This is a genomic window from Radiobacillus sp. PE A8.2 (genome assembly GCF_045635475.1).
Classification (GTDB): Bacteria; Bacillota; Bacilli; order Bacillales; family Amphibacillaceae; genus JBJGXI01.
In genome coordinates this window covers 42,401-65,952 of sequence record NZ_JBJGXI010000026.1, presented here as the reverse complement: position 1 = coordinate 65,952, position 23,552 = coordinate 42,401, and the positions used below count along the sequence as shown (strand labels likewise).

At 35.6% G+C, this 23,552-nt stretch carries 22 protein-coding genes and 1 other annotated feature; of the genes, 17 read left to right on the top strand and 5 right to left on the bottom strand.

Annotation, left to right across the window (positions count from 1 at the left end; all coding sequences use genetic code 11):
* Positions 1–17 precede the first annotated feature (17 nt).
* The 3 genes from ACI6MV_RS14615 (at position 18) to ACI6MV_RS14605 (ending at position 2,206) form a co-directional block, all read left to right on the top strand.
* The gene (locus ACI6MV_RS14615) at positions 18–890 is read left to right on the top strand and encodes an abortive infection family protein (protein WP_407271052.1); all 873 of its coding nucleotides are present in this window, start codon (positions 18–20) and stop codon (positions 888–890) included.
* Positions 891–1,217: 327 nt separating this feature from the next.
* On the top strand, positions 1,218–1,592 hold the full coding sequence (locus tag ACI6MV_RS14610; protein WP_407271051.1) for an ArsR/SmtB family transcription factor: 375 nt from the start codon (positions 1,218–1,220) through the stop codon (positions 1,590–1,592).
* On the top strand, positions 1,589–2,206 hold the full coding sequence (locus ACI6MV_RS14605) for a CadD family cadmium resistance transporter (protein WP_407271050.1): 618 nt from the start codon (positions 1,589–1,591) through the stop codon (positions 2,204–2,206). Before ACI6MV_RS14610 ends, ACI6MV_RS14605 begins: the two co-directional genes overlap by 4 nt.
* A gap of 381 nt (positions 2,207–2,587) precedes the next feature.
* Positions 2,588–2,799: a binding site (T-box leader), on the bottom strand.
* A 49-nt stretch (positions 2,800–2,848) separates the two neighbouring features.
* Here the strand turns inward: ACI6MV_RS14605 and ACI6MV_RS14600 are convergent.
* On the bottom strand, positions 2,849–3,217 hold the full coding sequence (locus tag ACI6MV_RS14600; protein WP_407271049.1) for a DUF3899 domain-containing protein: 369 nt from the start codon (positions 3,215–3,217) through the stop codon (positions 2,849–2,851).
* Positions 3,218–3,659: 442 nt separating this feature from the next.
* On the opposite strand from ACI6MV_RS14600, the gene ACI6MV_RS14595 reads away from it, so the two are divergent.
* The 11 genes from ACI6MV_RS14595 (at position 3,660) to pepF (ending at position 17,546) form a co-directional block, all read left to right on the top strand.
* Complete coding sequence (locus tag ACI6MV_RS14595) at positions 3,660–5,372, top strand: peptide ABC transporter substrate-binding protein (protein ID WP_407271048.1); 1,713 nt, start codon at positions 3,660–3,662, stop codon at positions 5,370–5,372.
* A gap of 151 nt (positions 5,373–5,523) precedes the next feature.
* Positions 5,524–6,453: an oligopeptide ABC transporter permease gene (gene opp3b / locus ACI6MV_RS14590; protein WP_407271047.1), complete on the top strand. Its 930-nt coding sequence runs from the start codon at positions 5,524–5,526 to the stop codon at positions 6,451–6,453.
* Positions 6,453–7,598 (top strand): oligopeptide ABC transporter permease, encoded by a 1,146-nt coding sequence (opp3C, locus tag ACI6MV_RS14585; protein WP_407271046.1) that lies wholly within the window; start codon positions 6,453–6,455, stop codon positions 7,596–7,598. Before opp3b ends, opp3C begins: the two co-directional genes overlap by 1 nt.
* Positions 7,599–7,613: 15 nt before the next feature.
* Positions 7,614–8,678, top strand: coding sequence for an ABC transporter ATP-binding protein (locus tag ACI6MV_RS14580; protein WP_407271045.1), 1,065 nt, complete (start codon positions 7,614–7,616; stop codon positions 8,676–8,678).
* Positions 8,678–9,613, top strand: coding sequence for an ABC transporter ATP-binding protein (locus ACI6MV_RS14575; RefSeq protein ID WP_407271044.1), 936 nt, complete (start codon positions 8,678–8,680; stop codon positions 9,611–9,613). The genes ACI6MV_RS14580 and ACI6MV_RS14575 overlap by 1 nt, the downstream gene beginning before the upstream one ends.
* A gap of 284 nt (positions 9,614–9,897) precedes the next feature.
* On the top strand, positions 9,898–11,109 hold the full coding sequence (locus ACI6MV_RS14570) for a putative glycoside hydrolase (protein ID WP_407271043.1): 1,212 nt from the start codon (positions 9,898–9,900) through the stop codon (positions 11,107–11,109).
* 644 nt (positions 11,110–11,753) lie between these two features.
* The gene (locus ACI6MV_RS14565; protein WP_407271042.1) at positions 11,754–12,347 is read left to right on the top strand and encodes a GNAT family N-acetyltransferase; all 594 of its coding nucleotides are present in this window, start codon (positions 11,754–11,756) and stop codon (positions 12,345–12,347) included.
* Between the two features lie 286 nt (positions 12,348–12,633).
* Complete coding sequence (spxA, locus tag ACI6MV_RS14560; RefSeq protein WP_407271041.1) at positions 12,634–13,029, top strand: transcriptional regulator SpxA; 396 nt, start codon at positions 12,634–12,636, stop codon at positions 13,027–13,029.
* Between the two features lie 306 nt (positions 13,030–13,335).
* On the top strand, positions 13,336–14,010 hold the full coding sequence (mecA, locus tag ACI6MV_RS14555) for an adaptor protein MecA (RefSeq protein WP_407271040.1): 675 nt from the start codon (positions 13,336–13,338) through the stop codon (positions 14,008–14,010).
* A 413-nt stretch (positions 14,011–14,423) separates the two neighbouring features.
* The gene (locus ACI6MV_RS14550) at positions 14,424–15,593 is read left to right on the top strand and encodes a competence protein CoiA (RefSeq protein WP_407271039.1); all 1,170 of its coding nucleotides are present in this window, start codon (positions 14,424–14,426) and stop codon (positions 15,591–15,593) included.
* Between the two features lie 141 nt (positions 15,594–15,734).
* On the top strand, positions 15,735–17,546 hold the full coding sequence (pepF, locus tag ACI6MV_RS14545; protein ID WP_407271038.1) for an oligoendopeptidase F: 1,812 nt from the start codon (positions 15,735–15,737) through the stop codon (positions 17,544–17,546).
* A 543-nt stretch (positions 17,547–18,089) separates the two neighbouring features.
* On the opposite strand, the gene ACI6MV_RS14540 is transcribed toward pepF, so the two are convergent.
* The 3 genes from ACI6MV_RS14540 to ACI6MV_RS14530 form a co-directional block, all read right to left on the bottom strand.
* Positions 18,090–18,986, bottom strand: a complete 897-nt coding sequence (locus ACI6MV_RS14540; protein WP_407271037.1) for a ClpXP adapter SpxH family protein — start codon at positions 18,984–18,986, stop codon at positions 18,090–18,092.
* The gene (locus ACI6MV_RS14535) at positions 18,983–19,384 is read right to left on the bottom strand and encodes a globin domain-containing protein (RefSeq protein ID WP_407271036.1); all 402 of its coding nucleotides are present in this window, start codon (positions 19,382–19,384) and stop codon (positions 18,983–18,985) included. The genes ACI6MV_RS14540 and ACI6MV_RS14535 overlap by 4 nt, the downstream gene beginning before the upstream one ends.
* A gap of 156 nt (positions 19,385–19,540) precedes the next feature.
* Positions 19,541–20,110 (bottom strand): CYTH domain-containing protein, encoded by a 570-nt coding sequence (locus ACI6MV_RS14530; protein WP_407271035.1) that lies wholly within the window; start codon positions 20,108–20,110, stop codon positions 19,541–19,543.
* Positions 20,111–20,376: 266 nt separating this feature from the next.
* Between ACI6MV_RS14530 and yjbM the strand changes: the two genes are divergently transcribed.
* From yjbM to ACI6MV_RS14515, 3 genes are read left to right on the top strand one after another with little or no spacing between them, the layout of a single operon-like run.
* Positions 20,377–21,003 carry a GTP diphosphokinase gene (gene yjbM, locus ACI6MV_RS14525; protein ID WP_407271034.1) on the top strand — a complete coding sequence of 209 codons (627 nt, stop codon included), beginning with the start codon at positions 20,377–20,379 and terminating at the stop codon, positions 21,001–21,003.
* A 24-nt stretch (positions 21,004–21,027) separates the two neighbouring features.
* Positions 21,028–21,834, top strand: coding sequence for an NAD kinase (locus ACI6MV_RS14520; RefSeq protein WP_407271033.1), 807 nt, complete (start codon positions 21,028–21,030; stop codon positions 21,832–21,834).
* A gap of 38 nt (positions 21,835–21,872) precedes the next feature.
* On the top strand, positions 21,873–22,742 hold the full coding sequence (locus tag ACI6MV_RS14515; RefSeq protein WP_407271032.1) for an RluA family pseudouridine synthase: 870 nt from the start codon (positions 21,873–21,875) through the stop codon (positions 22,740–22,742).
* 64 nt (positions 22,743–22,806) lie between these two features.
* On the opposite strand, the gene prpE is transcribed toward ACI6MV_RS14515, so the two are convergent.
* Positions 22,807–23,550, bottom strand: a complete 744-nt coding sequence (gene prpE, locus ACI6MV_RS14510) for a bis(5'-nucleosyl)-tetraphosphatase PrpE (protein WP_407271031.1) — start codon at positions 23,548–23,550, stop codon at positions 22,807–22,809.
* Positions 23,551–23,552 lie beyond the last annotated feature (2 nt).

Sequence of the window (23,552 nt, the reverse complement as noted above, 5' to 3'; positions counted from 1 at the left end):
GCAATAAAAATACAATAATGAATTTAGAATTTGGAGGGTTTATCATGCAAGGAGCACCTTTAACGGATGAAATTGCTATATCACTTTCACAATTAATTGACGATTCGCAGGCAACAAATAGAAGAGATCCAAGTCATTCAGATTTAGATTTCATAGTACAAAAAGCAGAATTATGGATTGTGGATCCTAAGAATGAAGGTCGGAATGTTGGAAAAGCTAAAAGGCTTAGGGCGGTTCTATATTGGGCATTAGAGAACGATATTAAAAAAGGAGAGAAACTTGTTAAAAGTGTTATCTCAATAGTTAAGGCCTCTGGCGGATTTAGGAAGGACTCCATAAATTACACTGGGCAGGAGCAGATAGAAAATTTGATGCAGGCGTTTAAATCTACTGGGTACGGTTTAACTTTAAATGGAGAGATTCAACCAGTGATTTTGGACAATCTTTCCGAAAAAGAAATGAGTGAGGCTTTACATAACTATATTCGCCGTGCTAAACAAGGTGTTGAAGATGCGGCTTTAGTAGCTGGAACAGGAAAAGACCTAATGGAAGCAGTAGCAGCACATGTAATTCTTAAAAAGATGGGAAGTTATCCGTCTCAGGCTAACTTTCCTACCTTGCTTGGGCAAGCATTTATGATGGTTGGAGTAGCTACTTCATACTATAAAAAAGATAGTAGTAATCCGGAACCAGCCACACACCGTTTTGAAAAATCCCTATACGAGCTTGCATGTTCAATTAATAAATTGAGAAATAAAGAGAGAACAGGACATGGAAGGCCATTTTTGTCTAATTTAAGTCAGGAAGAATCAATTTCTGCAATAGAAAGTATTGGTGTGGTAGCAGAATATCTTTTAAACAAGTTAGAATTAAATATTAAGACTACATAAAAATAAACTTAGGAAATAACATATTCCGAAAAGAAAAGTATAGTAACCTTTGTTTGACAATGAGAATCTAATAAGAAAGAAGTGGGTTTTATTTTAAGTAGTTCAGTTTTGGAGTACAAAATAACAAATTGTACTTCAAAATGGACTATTTTTTTATCGTAAATTACATACCTAATTACAGATATACTGACTTATAAGATACAAATGAAAATGATAATTAAAAGAAAATTTGTAATCCTTTTTTCATTCAAGTATTTACTTGAATGAAAAAATAAAAAGAGTTATACTTTATTCAAGCACATAATTGAATGAGAACGAGGTGATGATATGTATAAGAAAGATACTTGTGAGATTTATTGTTATGATGAAGAAAAAGTCAATCGAATACAAAAGGATTTACAAATTGTAGATATTTCTAGTGTTTCTCAAATGCTAAAAGCTATTGGTGATGAAAATAGAGCAAAAATCACCTATGCTTTGTGTCAGGATGAAGAACTATGTGTGTGTGATATAGCAAATATAATAGGTATAACAGTTGCAAACGCTTCTCAGCATTTACGAAAACTTCACACGCAAAAAATTGTTAAGCATCGTAGAGAAGGGAAGCTTGCATTTTATTCATTAAGTGATGAACGTATCAAGGAAATATTGAGTCTTGCATTGGCTCATAGGATGAAAAATACTTTGGAGGTAGAAAAGTGATATCAACAATACTAACAGCCGCAGCCATTTATGTAGCAACAGGAATTGATTATCTTGTTATTTTAATTATTTTGTTTTCGCAAACAAAAAAAGGACAAGAAAAACATATTTGGATAGGAAAGTATGTTGGAACAATAATTGTTATAGGAGTAAGTCTTTTAGTTGCTTTAGGAGTTTCGAACTTAATACCCCAGCAATGGGTTATAGGTTTACTTGGACTTTTACCTCTTTACTTAGGTATAAAGATATGGGTTAAAGGAGAAGAGGATGCAGACGAAAGTAACATTTTGTCTATATTTTCCTCAGGTAGGTTTAATCAATTATTTGTAACGGTTATTTTTATTGTATTGTCTTCCAGTGCGGATGACTTTTCAATTTACGTGCCGTATTTCACAACATTAAATACGACTGAAATCCTCGTTTCCATTATTGTCTTTTTAATTATGATTGGGGTTTTACTCTATGTCGGATATCGTTTAGCCAACTTGGATTTTGTATCGGAAAAAATCGAAAAGTATGAACGTTGGATCGTTCCAATTGTTCTTATAGGGCTAGGGATTTATATTATGTTTGAAAATGGCACATTCAATGCTTTATTCTCATTCACATTTTAACAGGGTGTTAGTATAAAAAGAACAGTGAAGATATAGCAAAAGAGCTTGGAATTACTCCAAGCTCTTCTTGTAATTTGAAATAGATTATAGCTTTCCAATCAAATTGCTTGTCTGTAATCCCTAATCTTTGGGCAGGAGTCAAAACCTTTTTATTAGTAATTCAGTTAGATAATATGCCAAAGTCCGTAGGAAATTTGTTTTGAATCCTCTGATATCTTACCAATCAAATCAAATTCAGTTGCAATTTGATACTCATTTAGGTTTATATCTTTACTTTTTGTACTCCAAAACTGAACTACTTAGTTTTATTTACCCGCTTCTCATTGTATATTCTATAATAATGTATTCTAGATTATCCTCTTTAATTGAAATGTTTAGTGGTTTCGTGACACATGCCCCGCGGTGCCACCCTAATTATCTCTTCAAACGAAGAGATCACTTATTGCTATAACTTCAGTTAACGCCTGAATACGGTACAAAAGGTACAAGCTCAAAAGTTCCAATTCCAGCATTTCCTTGTTGTCTGTTTACACCAATCACAGACTCGCTTTAATACAGAGGGAAAGTGTACTATACTTTTTCATCACTTCATTTTAAGTTGTTGATTGGATTATATATAAAATACATGTCGTTTGCAAGATATTACATATAGAAAATCAGTAACAATACAATCATGACAGTTGTAAGCACTATTCCTTGAAAAAAAATAAAGGATAGATAGTTTGTTGAAATTCTTTCAGAGGGTAATGTTTTATCGGCCCATTCATCTAATAGATCCTTTTTTACTACTCTTGCACCGAACCTTCTAAAACCATAGACAATTCCATCAAAAAATCGCCCTTTTAAAATAAACGACAGCAACCATAACATTAAATAGAAGAAGCTAATATAAAAAAGTACATTAATATAATGGTGCAAATTATGTTCATCAGCAAAAAGAATGAACAATACTAGTGACAATGATCCGTTGATGATTAATCCAATCCATTTGTAGTTCTTTACTTGTATCACTATTTCATGACCTACCTTTGAATAATATATGAAGTATTATAGCACAATAGGGTTAATCATAAAGAAAATCATACGTATTGGCACATTGAACTATATCTTAATATTGATTCGAGGTGATTTGAAATAGAATATTGCATTATGAAGTTTGCAAAATTGCATTTGGTTGTGTAAATGAAAATAAAGTAGGGTTTACTATAAAATTTTTAAAACTTCATGTAAGAAGTGGTGCTAATGGGAAGAAATGTGACATAGAATGATAATTTTCACTGAATTTTTAATGGGTATAAAGTACTATATTTGACAAACTAGCCTAATGTTTATGCGGATTTCCAATTTTTTATGAAAAAAAAGGGATGCAAAATTGTGAGAAAACTTGTATAATTCAATTTGTGGATAAAACATCTGCAAAATATTTAGAAAATTTGGGGAGGTCATCTGCTACATGAGAAACAAAAATTGGTTATTATTAGTACTAGCTTTATTTCTAAGTGCAGTATTAGTAGCATGTTCTGGTGGAGAAACAACGGAAGAAGAACCAGAAAATAATGATACTGAAACACCTGCAGACAACGGAGAAGGCAATAACGAAGAACCGGCTGAAGAAGCTCCTGAACAAGTTCTTAACTTGATGGAAGCTTCTCAAATTCCTACGATGGATTCTTCACACGCTACTGATGCAGTTGCGTTCCAATACTTAGGAGAATCAATGGAAGGCCTTTATCGTTTAGATGAAAATGCAAGCCCAACTCCTGGTATGGCTGCTGGCGAACCAGAAGTAAGTGAAGATGGTCTTACTTGGACAATCCAACTTCGTGACGATGCAGTTTGGTCTAACGGTACTCCTGTAACAGCTCACGATTTCGTATTTGCTTGGAGACGTGCTGTTGATCCTGATACAGGTTCTGAATACGGTCCGTTCATGATGAATGGTGTAATTGCAAATGCTGAAAAAGTAAATAATGGAGACGTACCAGTAGAAGATTTAGGAGTAGAAGCTACTAGTGATACTGAATTAGTAATTACGCTTGCTAAACCAGTTCCATATTTCTATGGACTATTAACTTTCGGTACATTCTTACCACTTAACGAAGAGTTTGTTACTGCACAAGGTGATGACTATGCATTAAGTTCTGATAACTTAATATACAACGGTCCATTCTTACTTCAAGATTGGAATCCAACAGGAGAAAATCCTGATGAGTGGAAACTTGTTAAAAACCCTGATTACTGGGATGCAGAAACTGTAACACTTGAAGAACTTACATTTGTTGTAAATAAAGAAACAGGTACTGGAGTTAACTTGTATGAAACAGATGCTGTTGACCGTGCTTCACTAACCGCTGAATATGTAGAACAATATAGAGGTACTGAAGATTTCGTAACATTGCCTGAACCAACACTATTCTACTTGAAACTTAACCAAGGTAACGAATTCCTTGCTAACCTAAATATCCGTAAAGCACTAGCTATGTCTATTAACAAGCAAGACCTTGTAGACGTAATTCTTGCTAACGGTTCTGTAGTTTCTACTGGTGCAGTACCACAAAACTTTAGTGCTCACCCAGAAACTAGCGAAGATTTCCGTGAACTTAACGGTGATTTAATTGTTGAAGATAAAGAGTCAGCTAAAGAATTTTGGGCAACTGGTCTTGAAGAGCTAGGTGTTGATTCAATCGAACTTGAATACCTAGGTGGAGATAGTGAAGTTGCAGTAGAAATGGATGCTTACATTAAACACCAATTAGAGGAAAACCTTGAAGGTTTAACTGTAAATGTTGTATCTGTACCATTTGAAGAACGTATTGCAAGAGATGAAGCAAGTAAGTATGATATTCAAAACTCTGGTTGGGGTCCTGACTATTTAGATCCAAACACATGGTTAGAAATGTGGACTTCTACAAGCCCATACATGACTATGAACTACAACAACGAAGAGTATGATTCATTAATTGCTGAAGCTAATAACGAATTATTAACAGAGCCAGTTGAACGTTTTGAAAACTTCTTAGAAGCTGAACAAGTAATGATGGAAGATGCAGCTATCGTTCCATTGTACCAACGTTCTCGTGCATATCTATGGAGACCAGGCGTTGAAGGTGTTGTGTTTAACCCAATGGGAGCAGACTTCTCATACAAGTGGGCTCATATTGAGTAATTAATTCTCACAGATTAACGAGATTTCTCTTGGGAAGGAGAGTGTACTGCCATTGTGGCATATACTCTCTTTTTCCATTTAAACATAATTTTAGAATAATTTGAACATTTCCAAAGTAGTCATTAACAATTTAGAATAGGAGGGGTAAATGATGGTGAAATATATATCGCAACGACTTGGTTATATGATTCTTACTTTATTTTTGATAGCCTCTTTTTCATTTTTCCTCATGAAGATGCTTCCTGGGTCGCCTTTATCATCGGAGCAGAAAGTAACTGCTGAACAAAGAGAACTCATCTTAGATAAGTATGGATTAAATGACCCGTTACCAGTTCAATACTTTAGATATCTTGGTAATTTGGTGCAAGGGGACTTAGGTGTCTCTTTCCAATTGAAAAATCAACCAGTAACAGACATTCTGCTAAGTAGAATACCTGTTTCTGCAGAATTAGGGTTTTACGCTTTAATAATAGGTACACTAATCGGTATGCTATTGGGAATCGTGGCTGCTTTGAAAAATAATACGTGGGTCGATTATTCTTCAAACATAGTATCTGTATTAGGAATTTCGATTCCGTCATTTATATTTGCGGGGTTATTACAATATTATGTAGGTGTAAAATTAGGATGGCTACCAGTTGCAAGGTGGGGTACATTCCAAGAAGCAATCATGCCTACCATTTCACTAGCAATTTTCCCTATAGGGATAGCAGCAAGATTTATGCGTACAGAAATGATTGAAGTGTTAGGATCAGATTATATCGTTACAGCAAGAGCAAAGGGTTTAAATAGTTTCGGTATACTATTCAAACATGGACTACGAAATGCATTAATTCCTTTAGTAACTGTTATGGGACCGATGGCTGTTAGTTTAATGACAGGTACGCTTGTAATTGAACAAATATTCCTTATCCCTGGAATTGGAGAGCAGTTCGTACGGTCTGTCACGACAGATGATTTTGCCATGATCATGGGTACAACATTGTTTTTCGCCTTCTTCTTCATTCTGATCATACTGATTGTCGACTTACTATACGGTATTATTGACCCGAGAATTCGACTGGCAGGAGGTAAAAAGTAATGGATAAAGAAAAGCTAAGTAAAGATTTATTTGTCCCTGCAAATAGAGAAGAAGATACAAGTGAAAAGATCTCAAGACCAAGCTTGTCCTACTGGCAAGATGCTTGGATCCGTTTAAGAAAAAATGCTGGAGCGATTTTTGGTATCGTGACGCTAATCCTAATAGGTTTTCTTTCATTGGCTGGCCCACACTTTAATGAATATGGATTAAATGATCAAGATTTAGGTCATTCTCGTTTTCCTGCACGTATACAAGGGTTAGAAAATGTTTATTGGCTTCCATTTAATGGTACGAAAACAGAAGTTTTGGAAGCAGATACTGTAGAAGCGGCAAAAGAACTTGCGCTTCCTCGATTTTCACAACAAGATGATGAATTCCTTACTTTTGATGTGAAAAGTGATGGTTCTGACGGTGAACCTGCTAAGGTGTTAGCAAGATATCACATTTATGAAGATAAGGATGCACAGGACGTCTATTATTGGTTTGGTACAGATACCCTTGGCCGAGACTTGTTTACACGCGTGTGGATTGGTACGCAGATTTCATTATTAATTGCGTTAGTGGCTGCAGCCATTGATATGCTCGTTGGTGTTGCTTATGGTGGTATATCTGGTTATTACGGTGGACGTGTTGACAATGTGATGATGCGAATTATAGAAATTCTAGTTGGTATTCCGAATCTAGTCGTAGTTATCTTAATGATTATGATTTTGGAACCAGGTATTGTTTCTATTATCATTGCGTTAACGATTACTGGTTGGACAGGCATGGCTCGGATTGTTCGAGGACAAATTCTGAAATTGAAAAATCAGGAGTTTGTGTTAGCATCACGTACTCTTGGTTCATCTAATTCACGAATTTTGACGAAACATCTTATTCCTAATGCATTAGGCGTAATTATAATCAATACGATGTTTACGATTCCGTCTGCAATATTTTTTGAAGCTTTCCTAAGCTTTATCGGTTTAGGTCTTCAATCACCAGATGCTTCATTAGGTACATTAATTAATGATGGATTTAAATCACTACAAATAAATCCACACATTATGATATTCCCTGCAATTGTTATTGCGTTAATTATGATTGGATTCAATATATTAGCTGATGGTCTTCGAGATGCATTAGATCCGAAGATGCGTGAATAGGAGGTAGGTGAAAAGATGGAAAACATATTAGAAGTAAAAAACTTGCATGTTTCCTTCGATACCCATGGAGGAGAAGTAAAGGCAGTTCGAGGCGTTTCCTTTGATCTGAAAAAAGGGGAAACACTTGCCATCGTTGGGGAATCAGGATCTGGTAAATCCGTGACAACAAGAGCTATTGCGCGATTAATCCCTTCACCTCCAGGAACGATAAAAGAGGGAGAAATTCTCTTAGAAGGAAAAGATCTCGTAAAACTAAAAGAAAAACAAATGCAACAAATACGTGGTAAGGATATATCAACAATATTTCAAGATCCGATGACTTCACTGAATCCAACGATGAAAATTGGTACACAGGTAATGGAAGGACTTATTAAACACCAAAACATGAATCGTTCAAAAGCAAAAGAGAGAACGATCGAGTTGCTAGAGTTAGTAGGAATTCCAAATCCAAAAGAACGAATTAATCAATACCCACACCAATTTTCAGGTGGACAGCGTCAACGTGTTGTAATCGCAATCGCTCTAGCATGTAATCCTAAAGTATTAATTGCTGATGAACCGACTACTGCGTTGGATGTTACAATTCAGGCACAAATTCTTGAATTAATGAAAGATATACAGAAAAAAACGGATTCATCGATTATATTTATCACGCACGATCTTGGTGTAGTTGCTAACGTAGCTGACCGCGTGGCTGTTATGTACGGTGGTAAAATCGTTGAAATTGGTACTGTAGATGAAATATTCTATAATCCTAAACACCCATATACGTGGGGATTATTAGGTTCAATGCCAACACTTGATAGTGAAGAAGAAAGCTTAATCGCTATCCCAGGATCGCCGCCTGACATGCTTAATCCACCAAAAGGTGATGCTTTTGCACCAAGAAACGAATTTGCATTAGAAATCGATCATGAGATGGAACCTCCAATGTTTAAGGTTTCTGACACGCATTATGCAGCTACATGGCTGCTACATGAATATGCACCAAAAGTAGAACCACCTGAAGCCGTTAAAAAACGGATGAAAGGATTTGCTAGCATGGGTGTTGCATCCAACGATGGGGAGGCTGAAAAATAATGGGTCAGGAAAAATTATTAGAAGTCTCCAATCTTAAACAGCATTTTAGGACTGGCAGACACAGTGTCGTAAAAGCAGTAGATGGCATCACCTTCGATATATATCAAGGCGAAACTTTTGGATTAGTTGGAGAGTCTGGTTGTGGTAAATCAACAACTGGTCGCAGTATTATTCGTCTTTACGATGCGACAGATGGACAAGTAAAGTTTAAAGGCGAAGATGTGCACGGCCAAAAATCAAAAGCTGAACTTAAAAAATTTAACCAAAAAATGCAAATGATTTTCCAAGATCCATATTCATCATTAAATCCAAGGATGACCGTTATGGATATCATTGCAGAAGGTCTTGATGTGCATAATTTAACTGCTAATGATAAAGAACGTAAAGCAAGAGTAGAAGAACTTCTTGAAACGGTCGGATTAAATAAAGAACACGCAAATCGATACCCGCACGAATTTAGTGGTGGCCAACGTCAAAGAATTGGAATTGCGCGCGCACTTGCAGTAAATCCTGATTTTATTATTGCCGATGAGCCAATTTCTGCATTAGATGTATCGATTCAAGCACAAGTAGTTAACTTATTGAAGGAGCTACAAAACAAGCATGGATACACATATTTGTTTATTGCCCATGATTTATCTATGGTTAAATACATTAGTGACCGTATTGGCGTAATGTATTTTGGTAAAATGGTTGAACTTGCGGATAGTGATGAGCTTTATAAGTACCCATTACATCCTTATACAAAGTCACTTTTATCAGCTATTCCATTACCAGATCCAGATTATGAGCGTAATCGAACACGTATTACGTATGATCCAAGTGAGCATGATCAAAGTGAAGAACCGGTATTTAGAGAAATTCGTCCTAAACACTGGGTTTTATGTACGACAAAAGAATTCGAAGCATATAAAAAAGAAATAGAGGAAAAATAAAATTGAATGATCGTCTTTTTTAGCCCTAGTCTTTGGATAGGGCTAGCTTTTTCTTTAATGCAGTCAATTTTGAAACTTGCATACACAGTATTTTGCGGCTGTTTGCCTATTGTATGGGGATGGAATCCAATTATTTGCGACTGGAAATTGCCAAAAAAAAAGAATTAGGAATTTCCTGAATTTAAACTATTTTGAAAAAGTTGAAAGTTTTCCTTCCATTCATGCAAATACTTCTTTTATAATAAAGTATGTATATAATATAAATAACGGGAGTTTGATTCGCAATGAGGACAACAAGACAACCATTCATTACCTTGATTATTACTATTTTGTTAATGTTAACATTTATTCCGAGTGTTAGCGCAGAAGAAGAAACAGAACAGAAAGTAATGGCAAAGCACGAGCTCAGAGAGATAAATTTAGAAATGTACAAGCTTCCAAACAAAATTAAGCGTTATACGTTTGATTCTGGTTACACATTTGAATATCCAGATGCTGTCCGAGGTATTTATGTAACCGGCCCAACAACTAGTGTGAACAGATTTGAAGGATTGTTAAACCTTGTTGACTCAACAGATCTAAATGCGATGGTGATTGATATTAAAGAGGATCATGGGAACCTAACCTTTATCCCTGACGAGAACTCACCATATGCAGATATAGCTCAAAGGTATATTCATGATCCTGAGAAATTAATGAGGACACTAGAGGAAAAAGGAATTTATCCAATTGCGCGTGTTGTTGTATTTAAAGACACATTGTTAGCAAAGAAGCATCCTGAATGGTCTTTCTTAGACAATGGCAAGGTTTGGACGAATAATAAAGGCGATTCATTCGTAAGTCCTTTTAAAAAGGAAGTTTGGGAATATAATGTAGGCATTGCTAAAATGGCAGCTGAAATGGGCTTTCAAGAGATCCAATTTGATTATGTTCGTTTCCCAGAAGGATTTGAACGAAGAGATAAGGAACTTACCTATGATCTTGGTGACTATGAAGGATCAGATCTCAATGATATTAAACTTCGTGTTCAAGCAGTTACTGACTTTGTTGCATATGCTAAACAGGAATTAGAATATTACGACGTTGACGTTGCTGTTGACATATTTGGATATGCTGCGACAATAACTGAAACACCTGGAATAGGTCAAAATTTCTCGAAAATATCTTCAAACGTTGATGTTATTTCATCAATGATTTATCCGAGTCATTGGACATCGTACTTTGGTATTGATTTTCCTGATAAAGAACCGTATCGGTTAATTACAGAATATGCTAAAGTTGAAAACGAAGTTCTAGGAGCATTAGAGGATCCACCGACTTCACGACCTTGGATTCAAGATTTTGAAGCTCCATGGCTTTATAGTGGAGCAGCAACACAGTATGATAAAGCAGAAGTTGAAGCTCAAATAAAGGCGCTAAATGAGAATGGCATTAATGAATTTCTCATTTGGAACGCAAGTAATAAGTATTCCGAAAATGTTGATTATACACCATAATTGATAAAGAGCTCTTCTTCGGAAGGGCTCTTTATTGTGTTATTGGGTTGGGTGCGTTTGCTTTAAATTTATTTAAATATATAAATTGTTGGCTATTGCACAATATAGCTAATATGCGTCATAGTGCAAAGCTGATCACTGCTCTTACATGTGCACGCTCCGTCCCTACACTTTGCTTTCCGCGGGGGGCTAGTGAGCCTCCTCGCGCCTTCGCGCTCCGGGGTCTCACTTACGCCGCTAGTCCCGCAGGAGTCAAAGTGTAGGGACTACGCTTCATTAAAGGTGTTTAACAGAAAACCACCCTAAGCTGTGGAAAAATACGCCACTCCAGCGGGAAAGGAACAGTCTGAAGACCCCGCAGTGAGCGCTCTTTGCGAGGGAGGAGGAGTAGAGCGTTCCCCGCGGAAAGGGCGTATTTTTCCACAGCGCCGGATTAGCAATCACTACTACGACGCATTTTACTTCAAATATGAAGTGAGAAGCAACATGCTTTACGAAAAGAGCATTTGTTAAAAAAGGAATAGATGTGAACTTAGGATTAAAAGTTGTGATTAAGGGTATAGATAAAATAATGAAAATGGGTTTAACATTCCGTTCATTTTTCGTTATAATAAATATGACTACGAATTATAAGGAGTAGATCAATGAATTGGTATGAGAAGTTAAATAAGTACTTTCCTGTAGAAGAAATGAAATCAAGACAACACATGGAAGTGCTGTTGAAGGAAAAAGGCGATGTTTACTATAAAGATGAAGGACCAAATCATGTGCTGATGTATGCAGAATTTCCGTCATTTATATTTATTGACTATGTATATGTATCAGCAACTGCAAGAGGTCAAGGAATAGGGAACAAGCTTATCGAAAAGTTAAAAACGAAGAATAAGCCTATTCTTTTAGAAGTAGAACCCCTTGATTACGAAGATTCAGATTCAGAAAAACGATTACGTTTCTATAGAAAAGCAGGATTTAAGCATGCACAATCAATAGGCTATAATAGACGTTCTCTAGCTACGAATAAAGAAAATCCAATGGAAATACTATACTGGTCTCCGAGTGATGAAGGAGAAGAGGTCATTTTTCAAAAGATGAAACGGATGTATGAGGATATTCATACGTATAAGGATGAAGAATTTTATGGTAAATCCTATCAACACGTTGATGAAGTGCTCTCCTACGATGAAAAACGTGACTCAGATGACATATTCAGTAGTATTAAGCAAGCAGAGAAAGCATAAACAAACAAAAGGTATGGTGAAAATGATCCCTTGTCACCATAATGGACACAAGGGATCATTTTTGAAAATCATGTTTTAACGGTAAGAAGTAAGGGTAATAACTTTAAATATAGGATATAATTTTAAATGTTACATATCTGTTAATTAATTTAAATTAGCTATTCATAGCTTGACAAATATAGTATACTTGTCGTAGAAGAGTTATTTAAACTAATTTTAATTTAATAAGTTCTTCAAATGTTAGAATAATTATAAATAAATTCAAATATGAGGAGTGAAGTTTTATATGGTAACACTTTATACCTCACCGAGTTGTACATCGTGCCGGAAAGCAAAGGCTTGGTTAGAAGAGCATGACATACCATTTCGTGAGCGGAACATATTTTCAGAATCACTCACGTTGGATGAGATTAAGGAAATCTTGAGAATGACTGAGGATGGTACAGACGAGATAATCTCAACTCGTTCAAAAGTCTTCCAAAAATTAAATATGAATCTTGATCAATTACCTTTAAAGGATCTTTTTAATCTTATTCAAGAGAATCCTGGTTTGTTACGAAGACCTATTATACTTGATGAGAAACGCTTGCAAGTAGGTTATAATGAAGATGAAATTCGTCGCTTCTTACCTCGTACGGTTCGTACGTTTCAATTACGTGAAGCGCAACGCATGGTTAACTAAATGTAAAACGCAGATCGAAATAAAAAGATCTGCGTTTTGTTTTTATATGAATCAAGTGACAAATATTTCTTAAACCATTATAATAATTAATTAACACAACAAAAGTTCCTGTGATAAATGCCTTTTTTAAAAATTTCTAAGTATTTCTATTTTCAATTTAGCTATATTTATCATAAAATAGAATTAAGGCGATTAAACTTGTTATTGATGTTAAATTGCAGTTCCTATTTTTAATGTATGAATAGGAGCATCTACTAGGTGAAGTTATCCCTTCCACCTATACGACATACGAAGGGAGAGAAAAGTATGGAAATAGAAAGAATTAACGAGAATACAGTGAAATTTTATATCTCATATTTGGATATTGAAGATCGTGGATTTGACAGAGAAGAAATCTGGTACAATCGTGACAAAAGTGAGCAATTATTCTGGCAAGTAATGGACGAAGTAAACTACACCGAAGATGATTTTAATATAGATGGTCCTTTATGGATACAAGTTCAAGCACTAGATAAAGGTTTGGAGATCGTTGTGACTAAAGCGCAACTATCAAAGGATGGACAAAATTTGGAGCTTCCAGTAGAACAAGGAAAAACAATTGATGTTCCGGTTGATGAGAAAATCGAGTCCTTACTTGACGATAAATTCGGAAATGATTCAGAGGATGACCAAGCATTTGAAGAGGAATTTTCTTTTATTATTGGTTTCAAAGACTTTGAAGATGTTATCCAATTGAGTCACCATTTTCTAGGATTTGAAGGTGTTAATGATCGACTGTACCATTTTGAAAATCAATATTTATTATTTGTCCAATTTGATGATGAACAGTTAAGTGATGACGAGCAAGAAGACTTTATTAGCCAATTATTAGAGTTTGGCCTTGAATCAAATGTTACAAATCATATACTTCATGAATACGGCAAAATTATTTTTGAAGATGACGCACTTAGACAAACCAAAAAGTTCTTTCCTGAAAAGTAAAGAGGCATTCGTTAAAACGAATGCCTTCTTTAATAGTATAGGAAGCTTACAGACTACTTCTATAGGTCAAGCTACCTTCCAAAAAGCAAATGGATATAGTACTACTCCGATAGGGCACTTTCCTACATGACACGTTGATTTTGGGCAACAATCCGTTTACTATCCTCATATTATGAAACTTCATCAAAATTGTGGTAAACTATGTATGACACCGCAAATTTACCTCTATATAACAAACTACATTTAGTATAACTTTCTCAATTCAGCCAATTTCATGATAATGACTACAAGCAATGCACATCCAAATATTGTTGGTTAACTCGTCTCCAAACGATATATGGATGTAAATAGCTATGTAAGGTTATTATGAAACTAACTCTATTACAACAAAATAAGAAGGAGCTGATCGCAGCATGCTACAAGCCACTAGTAGTCAAGGAGAAGCTGTTACTTTAGCAATACTGACTAGAGAAGAGGTGCAAAAACATAAACTTCAAAACGAATTTTACTGCCCTGTGTGTAAGGAAAAAGTAATAGTGAAATTTGGAAATAAGGTCATCCCACATTTTGCTCATCAAGCAAAAAGCAGATGTTCAATCGATAATGGAGGAGAGGGAGAGTACCATGAGCGAGGCAAATTACACTTATTCAATTGGCTTAAAAAACAAGGACTATCTATTCAATTAGAAGCATATTTACCTGAGATTAAGCAACGTCCAGATATATTGCTTCAGATCAACAACAAGTTAATTGCAATAGAATTTCAGTGCGCAAGAATGAGTGCAGAAGAGTTTTATCATCGTAATCAGGGTTATAAGCAATTAAATATCTTTCCTCTTTGGATATTGGGAGGGAATCGATTTAAGCGTACAGGAATGAATCTACTATCTATTACTCCGAATGACATGCTCTTTCTTCAACATCCTACCCTTAAATCTCCACTATTGATGTTTTTTTATTGCCCCAATGCAAGACAATTTTCCATTGCGAACAACATTCAGTTAACAGGAAAAAGATTGGCCTTTGCCGACATCCGATATCTTGATTTAAATAAGGTCCGAATTACAGATTTATTTGTTTCAGTACAACATGATAAACAAGCACTCTGGTCATTTTGGCAGCGGCAGAAGTATTTAGTACGAACGAGGCCTTCTCCTCACATGACTACTCAAGAAAGAAAATGGCGTCAATGGCTGTATCTAAAGAGAAGCCACCCAAGTTTACTTCCGTCAATCATTCATTTGCCAATACGTAATCAATTCCTAGCAAATAGTCCTCCATGGGTATGGCAAAGCAGGTTATGTCTAGATATATTATCTCCTTTACCAATATCAGGTAAATTAACACTACAAAGGTGCAATACGTACCTGAAAGCCCACATACAATCTCCAAGATTTTATCCATTAATAAGAACAGCTTATAATCCAATAGAAGAGTATCTTCAACTTCTAGTGAAATTAAACTATTTTCACCATACGGATAAACAAATATATGAAAAAGTGAAAGAAATTAAGTTTCCAACAGGAATAGAACAAGCATTAAAGGAAGACGCTAAACTAATTAGTTTTTTAAAAAACATCTGAAATAAAGGTTAAGACGTTTCAAGCATTTTTCCGGCCAAAGTAAGATATAATAACTAAAAGAGAAAATGTTATATCTCTCAAAGGATATTTGAAAAGAATTACAGAATAATGTAATAAAGCGTATAAAAGGAGGAATTTAACTTGACACAAGCAACAAAAGAATTGCAAAAAAGAGAGCAGATACCGGAAGAGAATACTTGGAAGCTAGAGGATATTTTTTCTTCAGATGAAGCATGGGAAAAAGAATTACAGTCGATAAAAGAAATGCTTCCAGAGTTTAAGCAATACCAAGGGAAATTACATGAATCGGCAGATACTTTGTATAGTCTTTTTTCATTACAGGATAAAATTTCGCAACGGATTGGCAAGCTTTATACATATGCGCACATGCGCTATGATCAGGATACAACGAATTCATTTTATCAAGCTGTCAATGCAAAAGCTGAGAACATGATCACGCAGGTTTCGAGTGCAATGAGTTTTGTTGTTCCAGAACTATTAACAATCGATGGACAAACAATTAAACAATTTTTGCAGGATAATGAACAATTAAAACTATATGAGCATGCATTAAATGAAATTACGCGGCAAGGAGAACATATATTATCCGAAAAAGAAGAAGCGTTATTAGCTGAAGCATCAGAGGTGATGGATAACCCTTCTCAGACATTTGGGATGCTAAATAATGCAGATTTAACGTTTCCTGCTGTAAAGGATGAAGAAGGTAACGAAATAGATCTTACTCATGGACGTTATATTCGCTTTTTAGAATCCGATGATCCAAATGTACGTAAAGAGGCATTTAAAGCGATGTATGATACGTTTGGAGGCTTTAAAAATACTTTCTCATCTACTCTAGGTGGTGCGGTGAAGAAACATAATTTCAATGCTAAAATAAGAAATTATGACTCCGCAAGACAAGCAGCACTTGATACCAATAATATCCCTGAGCAAGTATACGATAATCTCGTTGAGGCAGTAAATGAAAGACTTCCGCTTTTACAACGATATGTAAATTTGCGGAAAAAGGTACTTGGTTTAGATGAGTTACACATGTATGATTTATATACGCCTTTAGTCAAAGATGTAGATATGAAAATACCTTACGAAAAAGCTAAGCAATATGTCTTAAAAGGATTGGCACCACTAGGTGAGGAATATACGAAACTGGTGAGCGAGGGCTATGATCAACGTTGGATCGACGTAGAAGAAAACAAGGGTAAAAGAAGCGGTGCTTATTCTTCAGGTGCGTACGGTACGAATCCATATATTTTGCTAAATTGGCAGGACAATGTTAATAACGTGTTTACACTTGCACATGAGCTTGGACATTCACTGCATAGCTATTACACAAGAGAAAACCAACCGTTCCGTTACGGTCATTATTCTATTTTCGTTGCTGAAGTTGCATCGACGTGTAACGAAGCACTATTAAATGAGTATTTAATTAATAATACAGAGGATGAAAAACAAAAACTATATCTTTTGAATAATTTCCTCGAAGGCTTTCGTGGAACAGTATTTAGACAAACGATGTTCGCAGAATTTGAACACACAATTCATAAAACTGCTCAAGACGGTGAAGCACTAACAGCAGACCGCCTTACAGAGCTGTACTATGAATTAAATAAAAAATACTTTGGAGAAGACATTATAATTGATGAGGAAATAGGATTAGAATGGGCAAGAATTCCTCATTTTTATTACAATTATTATGTATATCAATATGCAACTGGCTATGCTGCCGCAACGGCACTTGCTTCGCAAATCTTAAAAGAAAAGCAGCCAGCCGTAGATCGATATGTTGAATTCTTAAAAGCAGGCAATAGCGACTATCCAATCGAAGTATTGAAAAAGGCTGGGGTTGATATGACAGATAAACAGCCGATACTAGCAGCCCTAGATGTATTCGAAGAAAAATTAACGGAGATGGAACAGTTGCTCGGTTATTAATTGTGAATACAAAAAAGCCCATGAGATTTCTATTACAGAGATCCCATGGGCTTTTTACTCTTATCTAAAACCTTTAAATGCTCTGCGATGTGTGAAGGAAAAGATGGTTAGGTATATAGAAATAAACAACATTGGTAAAGTAATGATTATTGGGATTAATCGCATCAGACCAAGGATGTTTAAAACAAAACTAATCATTGTCAGCATCAAAAATAACAAAGGAATATACCTTGGCAATTATATCCTCTCCTCGTACTTATCATTACTACTATACTATGTAGATACATGTAGAATTAGAATTGTGACACTTTTGTGAAAAGGTGAGCAAAAGTATTGCGAGTAATAACTGAACTTGTTATATTATAAATGTGAGATGTTAAACAAACAAAACCCCTTTGTTTGACCTGAAACTTTCTCCCATCCCCCTTGTCTAGAAATAGACTTGGATAAAAAAGGATATGTCGACGGACGTATCCTTTTTATTTTGCTCAAATTTAAGTGGTTGATATTTAAAAACTCCCTGATTAAAACTTAATCAGAGAGTTAATTGTTGATATATTTCCAAAATGAACCATATTTCACAGGCACTTTTTCTACAACTTGTTTTAATTGTAGCTTTTTCATTTCTTTTTCCGTTCGTTCCTCTGACCAGTCATAAACAACAGAAATCTCTTTCGTAGCAACAAAATCATAAAAAGACAAGAAATCTTCTATATCTGGTTTTTTTGCTGGAGCTGGATCTTTCTGAAGCATCTGTTTAAGGACTTTTACATAAATATCATAAGAATAAAGTCCAGAAATCTTTAACCCTTCCTCATCGTCAGCCTCATTGAAAAATACAATGGTAGGAATATATTCTACATCCATTTCTTTTGTTAACTTTAAGTCACATTGTAGTGCTTTCTTGGCAGAATTAGAATAAAGGTCATTCTCAAATTCTTCTACATCCAATGAGGCGTCACGTGCACATTCAATTAATACATCTTGAACGGAGATATCACTCTTTTTAAGAAATGCGTATTCTTGTACCTTCCGCAAAAACTTTCTACCTGCTTTTTTTCCTTGCAATTCAGCAGCTTTAATGGCAATTGATGCAATCCAAGGAAAGCTAATCGGATTTTCTATCCATAAATCACCATCACAACTCATCCCTGTGCGACTAGCAGTTTTCTCCCAAATATCTTTCAATCGTTTTGGTTTATCAAAAATGTCTTTATTTAATGATGTCAGCTGTCCGCTAAGAATAGGACGAATCGTGAAAAATCTTCCATATTCAATCGATAGTTTTTTTAAATATGGCTCTAATGACCAACATTCCGGACAAAGTGGATCAATAAATACATAAATTTCAATTGGTTTTTTCAGTAAATCAAAAAAGCCATACTGTGCCGTGGAGTTTTGGTTTGGGTTGTCTGATGGCCCAGATGGATTCCAATTCACGTCGATTCTCCTTTCTGTTCGTCTGTTGTGTTCATCATATGGTGTGCGGTCATTGTAAGACGTTCAAAAATGATACTTCTGTATGGCTCCTCTATGTTTACTTGATCAAGTGCTTCGTCCATACATATTAGCCAAGCGTCTTTTCTGGCAGGAGTAATTGGAAAGTTTAAATGCCGCCTTCGTAACATAGGATGCCCATGCTCTTGTATATATAATGGTGGACCACCAAAAAACTGAGTAAGGAATTGTGTTTGTTTACGAGCAGTTTCAGTCAGATCATCCGGGAAAATTGGATGTAAATCTGGATCTTCTGCTACAAGACTATAAAATGCATGTACCAATTCCTCTATCTTACTGGAACCACCAATTGCTTCGTAAATTGAACCAGTTTGTTCCATATGGGTACAAAACCCCTTTTCTAATGATGAAAAAATCACCATGCAATAATTATTTGTAATTTATTGTATCAAGCTATAGCCAGGTTGGGCAACTTATCTGTTTTGGCAACAAACCAACCATTGGATAATGGCTGTTTAAAAGTAAAGAAAGTACAGCTAAAGCGCATTATAAAACCGCTCAATTTTATTTGGTGTGTTTCTTATTTTTATACCGTGAGCATGCATAATTTCATTAAATATAAGCTCTCCATGCTCCCTGTCTTTTGCTTCAAGCTCGAACTCATAATCTTGTTGTCCGTTATATTGACTAACGTCTAAGACTACAATTGTATTTTTAAAAGTTGTTTCCTTACGCGTAGTAGTTAAAGATCCGCCATATGTTAGCTTTGCAAAATCAATACCTAATTGGTTTAGTTGCTTTGCCACTTCGGGTTTAGGTAAAATATCCCCATTAAGCCAAGATTGAGCTTCTATCTCAGAGAGCGTATCATGTGTTTCTAACAATCCCTCCATATGTGGTTCCTTTAACGTTAGTTGCCATAAATTGTTCTTTTCTCTAATCCGTAAAGCTGATTTGTTTTGTTTAAGTTTGAAATCATTTGTTTCAAAGTAATGATTTGTTTGAACAACACCTTGTTGGTCCTTGACACCAAAAACCTGTGCAAGTGTTTCATATTCATGTTTTGATAATAAATTTTTAAATTCAATTTCAATTTCCTGTGACATATTGAAACCTCCTCGTATAGTTTAGTCTACTTAAAAAGATTGCAATCGACAAATAAAACGCTAATCATAAAACTGCTTACGTAAAAGTAGTATATGCACTTCGTGGTACAATCATGGTAAGGTTTGATATACTAATTAATAGGGTGGGCATTTTTGTTCGTCTATTATCAACGGGCGTTGTTTAAGAAATTAACTAAACTTAGTAGCATCAACTTCTGGTTATAACGCACATATAATTAATAGGGTAATATAAGGTGGTGTAACGATTGAACTGGGAAGCTTTTTTAGCACCTTACGTACAAGTTGTAGAAGAATTAAAAGTGAAATTAAAAGGGATGAGAGCCCAATTTGAATATGAGTCACAACATTCACCAATTGAATTTGTCACGGGTCGAGTTAAGCCTGTACCAAGTATATTGGACAAGGCATATCAAAGAAATATTGGAATGGAAAAGATAGAGAGAGAAATTCAGGATATTGCGGGCATGCGCGTTGTTTGCCAATTTGTAGATGACATCTATGCAATAGTAGAAATGCTTCGTACAAGAAATGATTTCACAATAATTGAAGAGAAGGACTATATTGAAGAAAAGAAAGATAGTGGGTACCGATCCTTTCATCTTATTATTGAATATCCAGTTGAAACAATTCGTGGTGAAAAACAGGTCGTTGCCGAAATTCAAATTCGCACCTTAGCGATGAATTTTTGGGCAACAAATGAACACTCTTTAAATTATAAATATGAAGGTCAAATTCCAAAAAACATTAAGGCGAGACTAAAAAGAGCGGCAGAGGCTGCCTTTAAATTAGATGAAGAAATGTCCAAAATTAAAGACGAGGTTCAGGAAGCACAACGTGTTTTTCACACAAATAAGAATAAACCTATAGAGTGATAAAAATAAGGGGGAGTATAGAACGTGAAGAAATTTTCGATAACATCCAAGGGCGATGAAAAGTCGAATAAGTTAAAAGAAGACATAAAATCATATTTGCTTGAATTTAATTTAGTTTACGATAAAGAAGAGCCAGACCTTGTGATCTCGGTTGGAGGGGATGGGACTTTTTTAGAAGCGTTTCATACATATATTCATCGTTTAGACAAGACGGCATTCATTGGCATTCATACAGGTCACTTAGGTTTTTATGCTGATTGGGTACCAAAAGAAATGGAGAAATTAATCATTGAAATCGCAAAAAATCCATTCCAAGTCGTTGAGTATCCGTTGCTTGAAGTGAAGATTTTCCCAGAGGAAGGGAAACAGGTTGACCGCTTTTTAGCTTTAAATGAATGTTCGGTAAAAACCGCTGATGGTTCGGTTGTACTCGATTTACTTATTAAAGGTGAACATTTTGAAAGATTTCGCGGTGACGGCTTATGCATTTCTACACCGTCGGGTAGTACAGCTTATAATAAGGCGCTTGGTGGAGCGATTATACATCCATCACTTGAATCGATTCAGATAGCGGAAATGGCATCGATTAATAATCGTGTATTCCGTACAATTGGTTCTCCACTTATTTTACCAAAACATCATAAGTGCGAATTAAAACCGATCCATGATGATCGTAGCTTTTTAATTACGATAGACCATATTACAAAGACATATACAAATGTGAAAACAATTGAATGCTCGGTTGCAAATGAAAAGATCCGTTTTGCTCGATTTAGATCTTTTCCGTTTTGGAAAAGGGTGCACGACTCGTTCGTTGCTGATGAACGGTAAATGAACATGTTTTTTAACACCAGAAAGGTGACAACAAGGTGAAATGGACCGTAACAAAGCAGCAGGAAGGCCTTAGTGTAGGAGACTATCTAAAACAGAAAGAGCTATCACGTCGAATTATAAAAGCAATAAAATTTCAAGGTGGAAGTATATTAGTCAATGGTCATTTATCAACCGTGAGGGCAATAATAAGCCCCGGTGATACTGTGGAGGTTAACTTTCCACCAGAGGCAAGAGGACCATTTATTCAACCAGGAAATATCCCTATAGATATTATTTATGAGGATGAAGATGTGCTCATTATTAATAAACCAGCTGGTATTGCAAGTATTCCTTCTATTCATCACATGACTGGAACGATTGCTAATGGTATTATTGCATATTATGATGCGCATGATATAAATTTCACTGTGCATATTGTCACGAGGCTAGATAGAGATACTTCCGGATTATTGTTAGTCGCCAAACACCGGTTTAGTCATTCGATTCTATCAAATGACCAAAAAGCAGGTAAGGTAAATCGTAGTTACTTTGCTATTGTGGAAGGTGTGATTACAGAGGGAAGTGGAACGATTGATGCACCTATTGGAAGAAAGCATGATTCCATTATAGAGCGAATGGTTACAAGCAATGGTCAACGTGCGATCACCCATTTTCAAGTTATTTCACAAACGGATAGATTCTCATTAGTAGATGTAAAACTCGAAACTGGACGCACCCATCAAATTCGTGTTCATTTTGCATATTGGGGTCACCCTTTAGCAGGTGATGATTTGTATGGTGGCAGCATCGAGTTTGTAAAACGACAAGCTTTGCATTGTAAATCATTATCCTTTACCCATCCGACGACAAAACAGCGAATGAATTTTACATCTAAATTACCTGATGACCTAAGTGAAATTTGTTAAAATGAGGCTTTCCATGTATTACACATTGGAAGCCTCAAGGTCATGTAGTTATAAATACGCTTGCCTACACGTCAAAATAGCGAAATTTCTCTTCCACATATGGTTGTTTTGAGGGAACAGAAACACATATTTCTTCAGGTAAACGAAAAGCAGTTAATGCATTGCCGAAAATACAACCTGTATCAATATTAATCGTTTTATTAATAATCCTAGGTTGTTTTACAGGGGTATGTCCATAGACAATCCATTGTGACCCTGTATACTCCTGAGCCCAATCTCTGCGAACAGGACGTCCATCTTCGTGTGACTCTCCGGTAATATCCCCATATAGTACAAAGGTTTTTACCTTTTTGCTTGTTTTACCAATCAATTCTTCACTAATACCTGCATGTGCTACAACTGCATTTACATCGTGTAAAACAATATATAAATCAGCCTGCTCGTACAATGTCATGAATTGATATCGGACACTTTTTTGTTGTTTATTATTTAATGCTTGATACTCTGCTACTGTTGTCTCTAATCCGTGCTTTTGCTGCACTTTATTGCCCTGGAAATACCGATACAGTTTGTCACAATGATTGCCAGGGACGTACTTGGCAAGCTGTTCTTCAATGACGAGACGGTAGACGAGTTGGATTACTGCAATTGAATTGGGACCACGGTCGGTTAAATCTCCCACAAAAACAGGCAGTCTATTCTCAGGATGCTTTGGTATATTATTCTCCCAACGATAACCAAGTTCATCAAATAATTGTGTTAGTTCATCCATGCAACCATGAATATCACCGATGATGTCTACTTTCATCT

Coding starts and splice junctions, on each gene's coding strand:
- ACI6MV_RS14580 (WP_407271045.1), top strand. CDS start 7,614: ATGGAAAACATATTAGAAGTAAAAAACTTGCATGTTTCCTTCGATACC.
- ACI6MV_RS14530 (WP_407271035.1), bottom strand. CDS start 20,110: ATGTCACAGGAAATTGAAATTGAATTTAAAAATTTATTATCAAAACAT.
- spxA (WP_407271041.1), top strand. CDS start 12,634: ATGGTAACACTTTATACCTCACCGAGTTGTACATCGTGCCGGAAAGCA.
- mecA (WP_407271040.1), top strand. CDS start 13,336: ATGGAAATAGAAAGAATTAACGAGAATACAGTGAAATTTTATATCTCA.
- ACI6MV_RS14565 (WP_407271042.1), top strand. CDS start 11,754: ATGAATTGGTATGAGAAGTTAAATAAGTACTTTCCTGTAGAAGAAATG.
- ACI6MV_RS14550 (WP_407271039.1), top strand. CDS start 14,424: ATGCTACAAGCCACTAGTAGTCAAGGAGAAGCTGTTACTTTAGCAATA.
- ACI6MV_RS14615 (WP_407271052.1), top strand. CDS start 18: ATGAATTTAGAATTTGGAGGGTTTATCATGCAAGGAGCACCTTTAACG.
- ACI6MV_RS14595 (WP_407271048.1), top strand. CDS start 3,660: ATGAGAAACAAAAATTGGTTATTATTAGTACTAGCTTTATTTCTAAGT.
- opp3b (WP_407271047.1), top strand. CDS start 5,524: ATGGTGAAATATATATCGCAACGACTTGGTTATATGATTCTTACTTTA.
- ACI6MV_RS14535 (WP_407271036.1), bottom strand. CDS start 19,384: ATGGAACAAACTGGTTCAATTTACGAAGCAATTGGTGGTTCCAGTAAG.
- opp3C (WP_407271046.1), top strand. CDS start 6,453: ATGGATAAAGAAAAGCTAAGTAAAGATTTATTTGTCCCTGCAAATAGA.
- ACI6MV_RS14575 (WP_407271044.1), top strand. CDS start 8,678: ATGGGTCAGGAAAAATTATTAGAAGTCTCCAATCTTAAACAGCATTTT.
- ACI6MV_RS14570 (WP_407271043.1), top strand. CDS start 9,898: ATGAGGACAACAAGACAACCATTCATTACCTTGATTATTACTATTTTG.
- ACI6MV_RS14610 (WP_407271051.1), top strand. CDS start 1,218: ATGTATAAGAAAGATACTTGTGAGATTTATTGTTATGATGAAGAAAAA.
- prpE (WP_407271031.1), bottom strand. CDS start 23,550: ATGAAAGTAGACATCATCGGTGATATTCATGGTTGCATGGATGAACTA.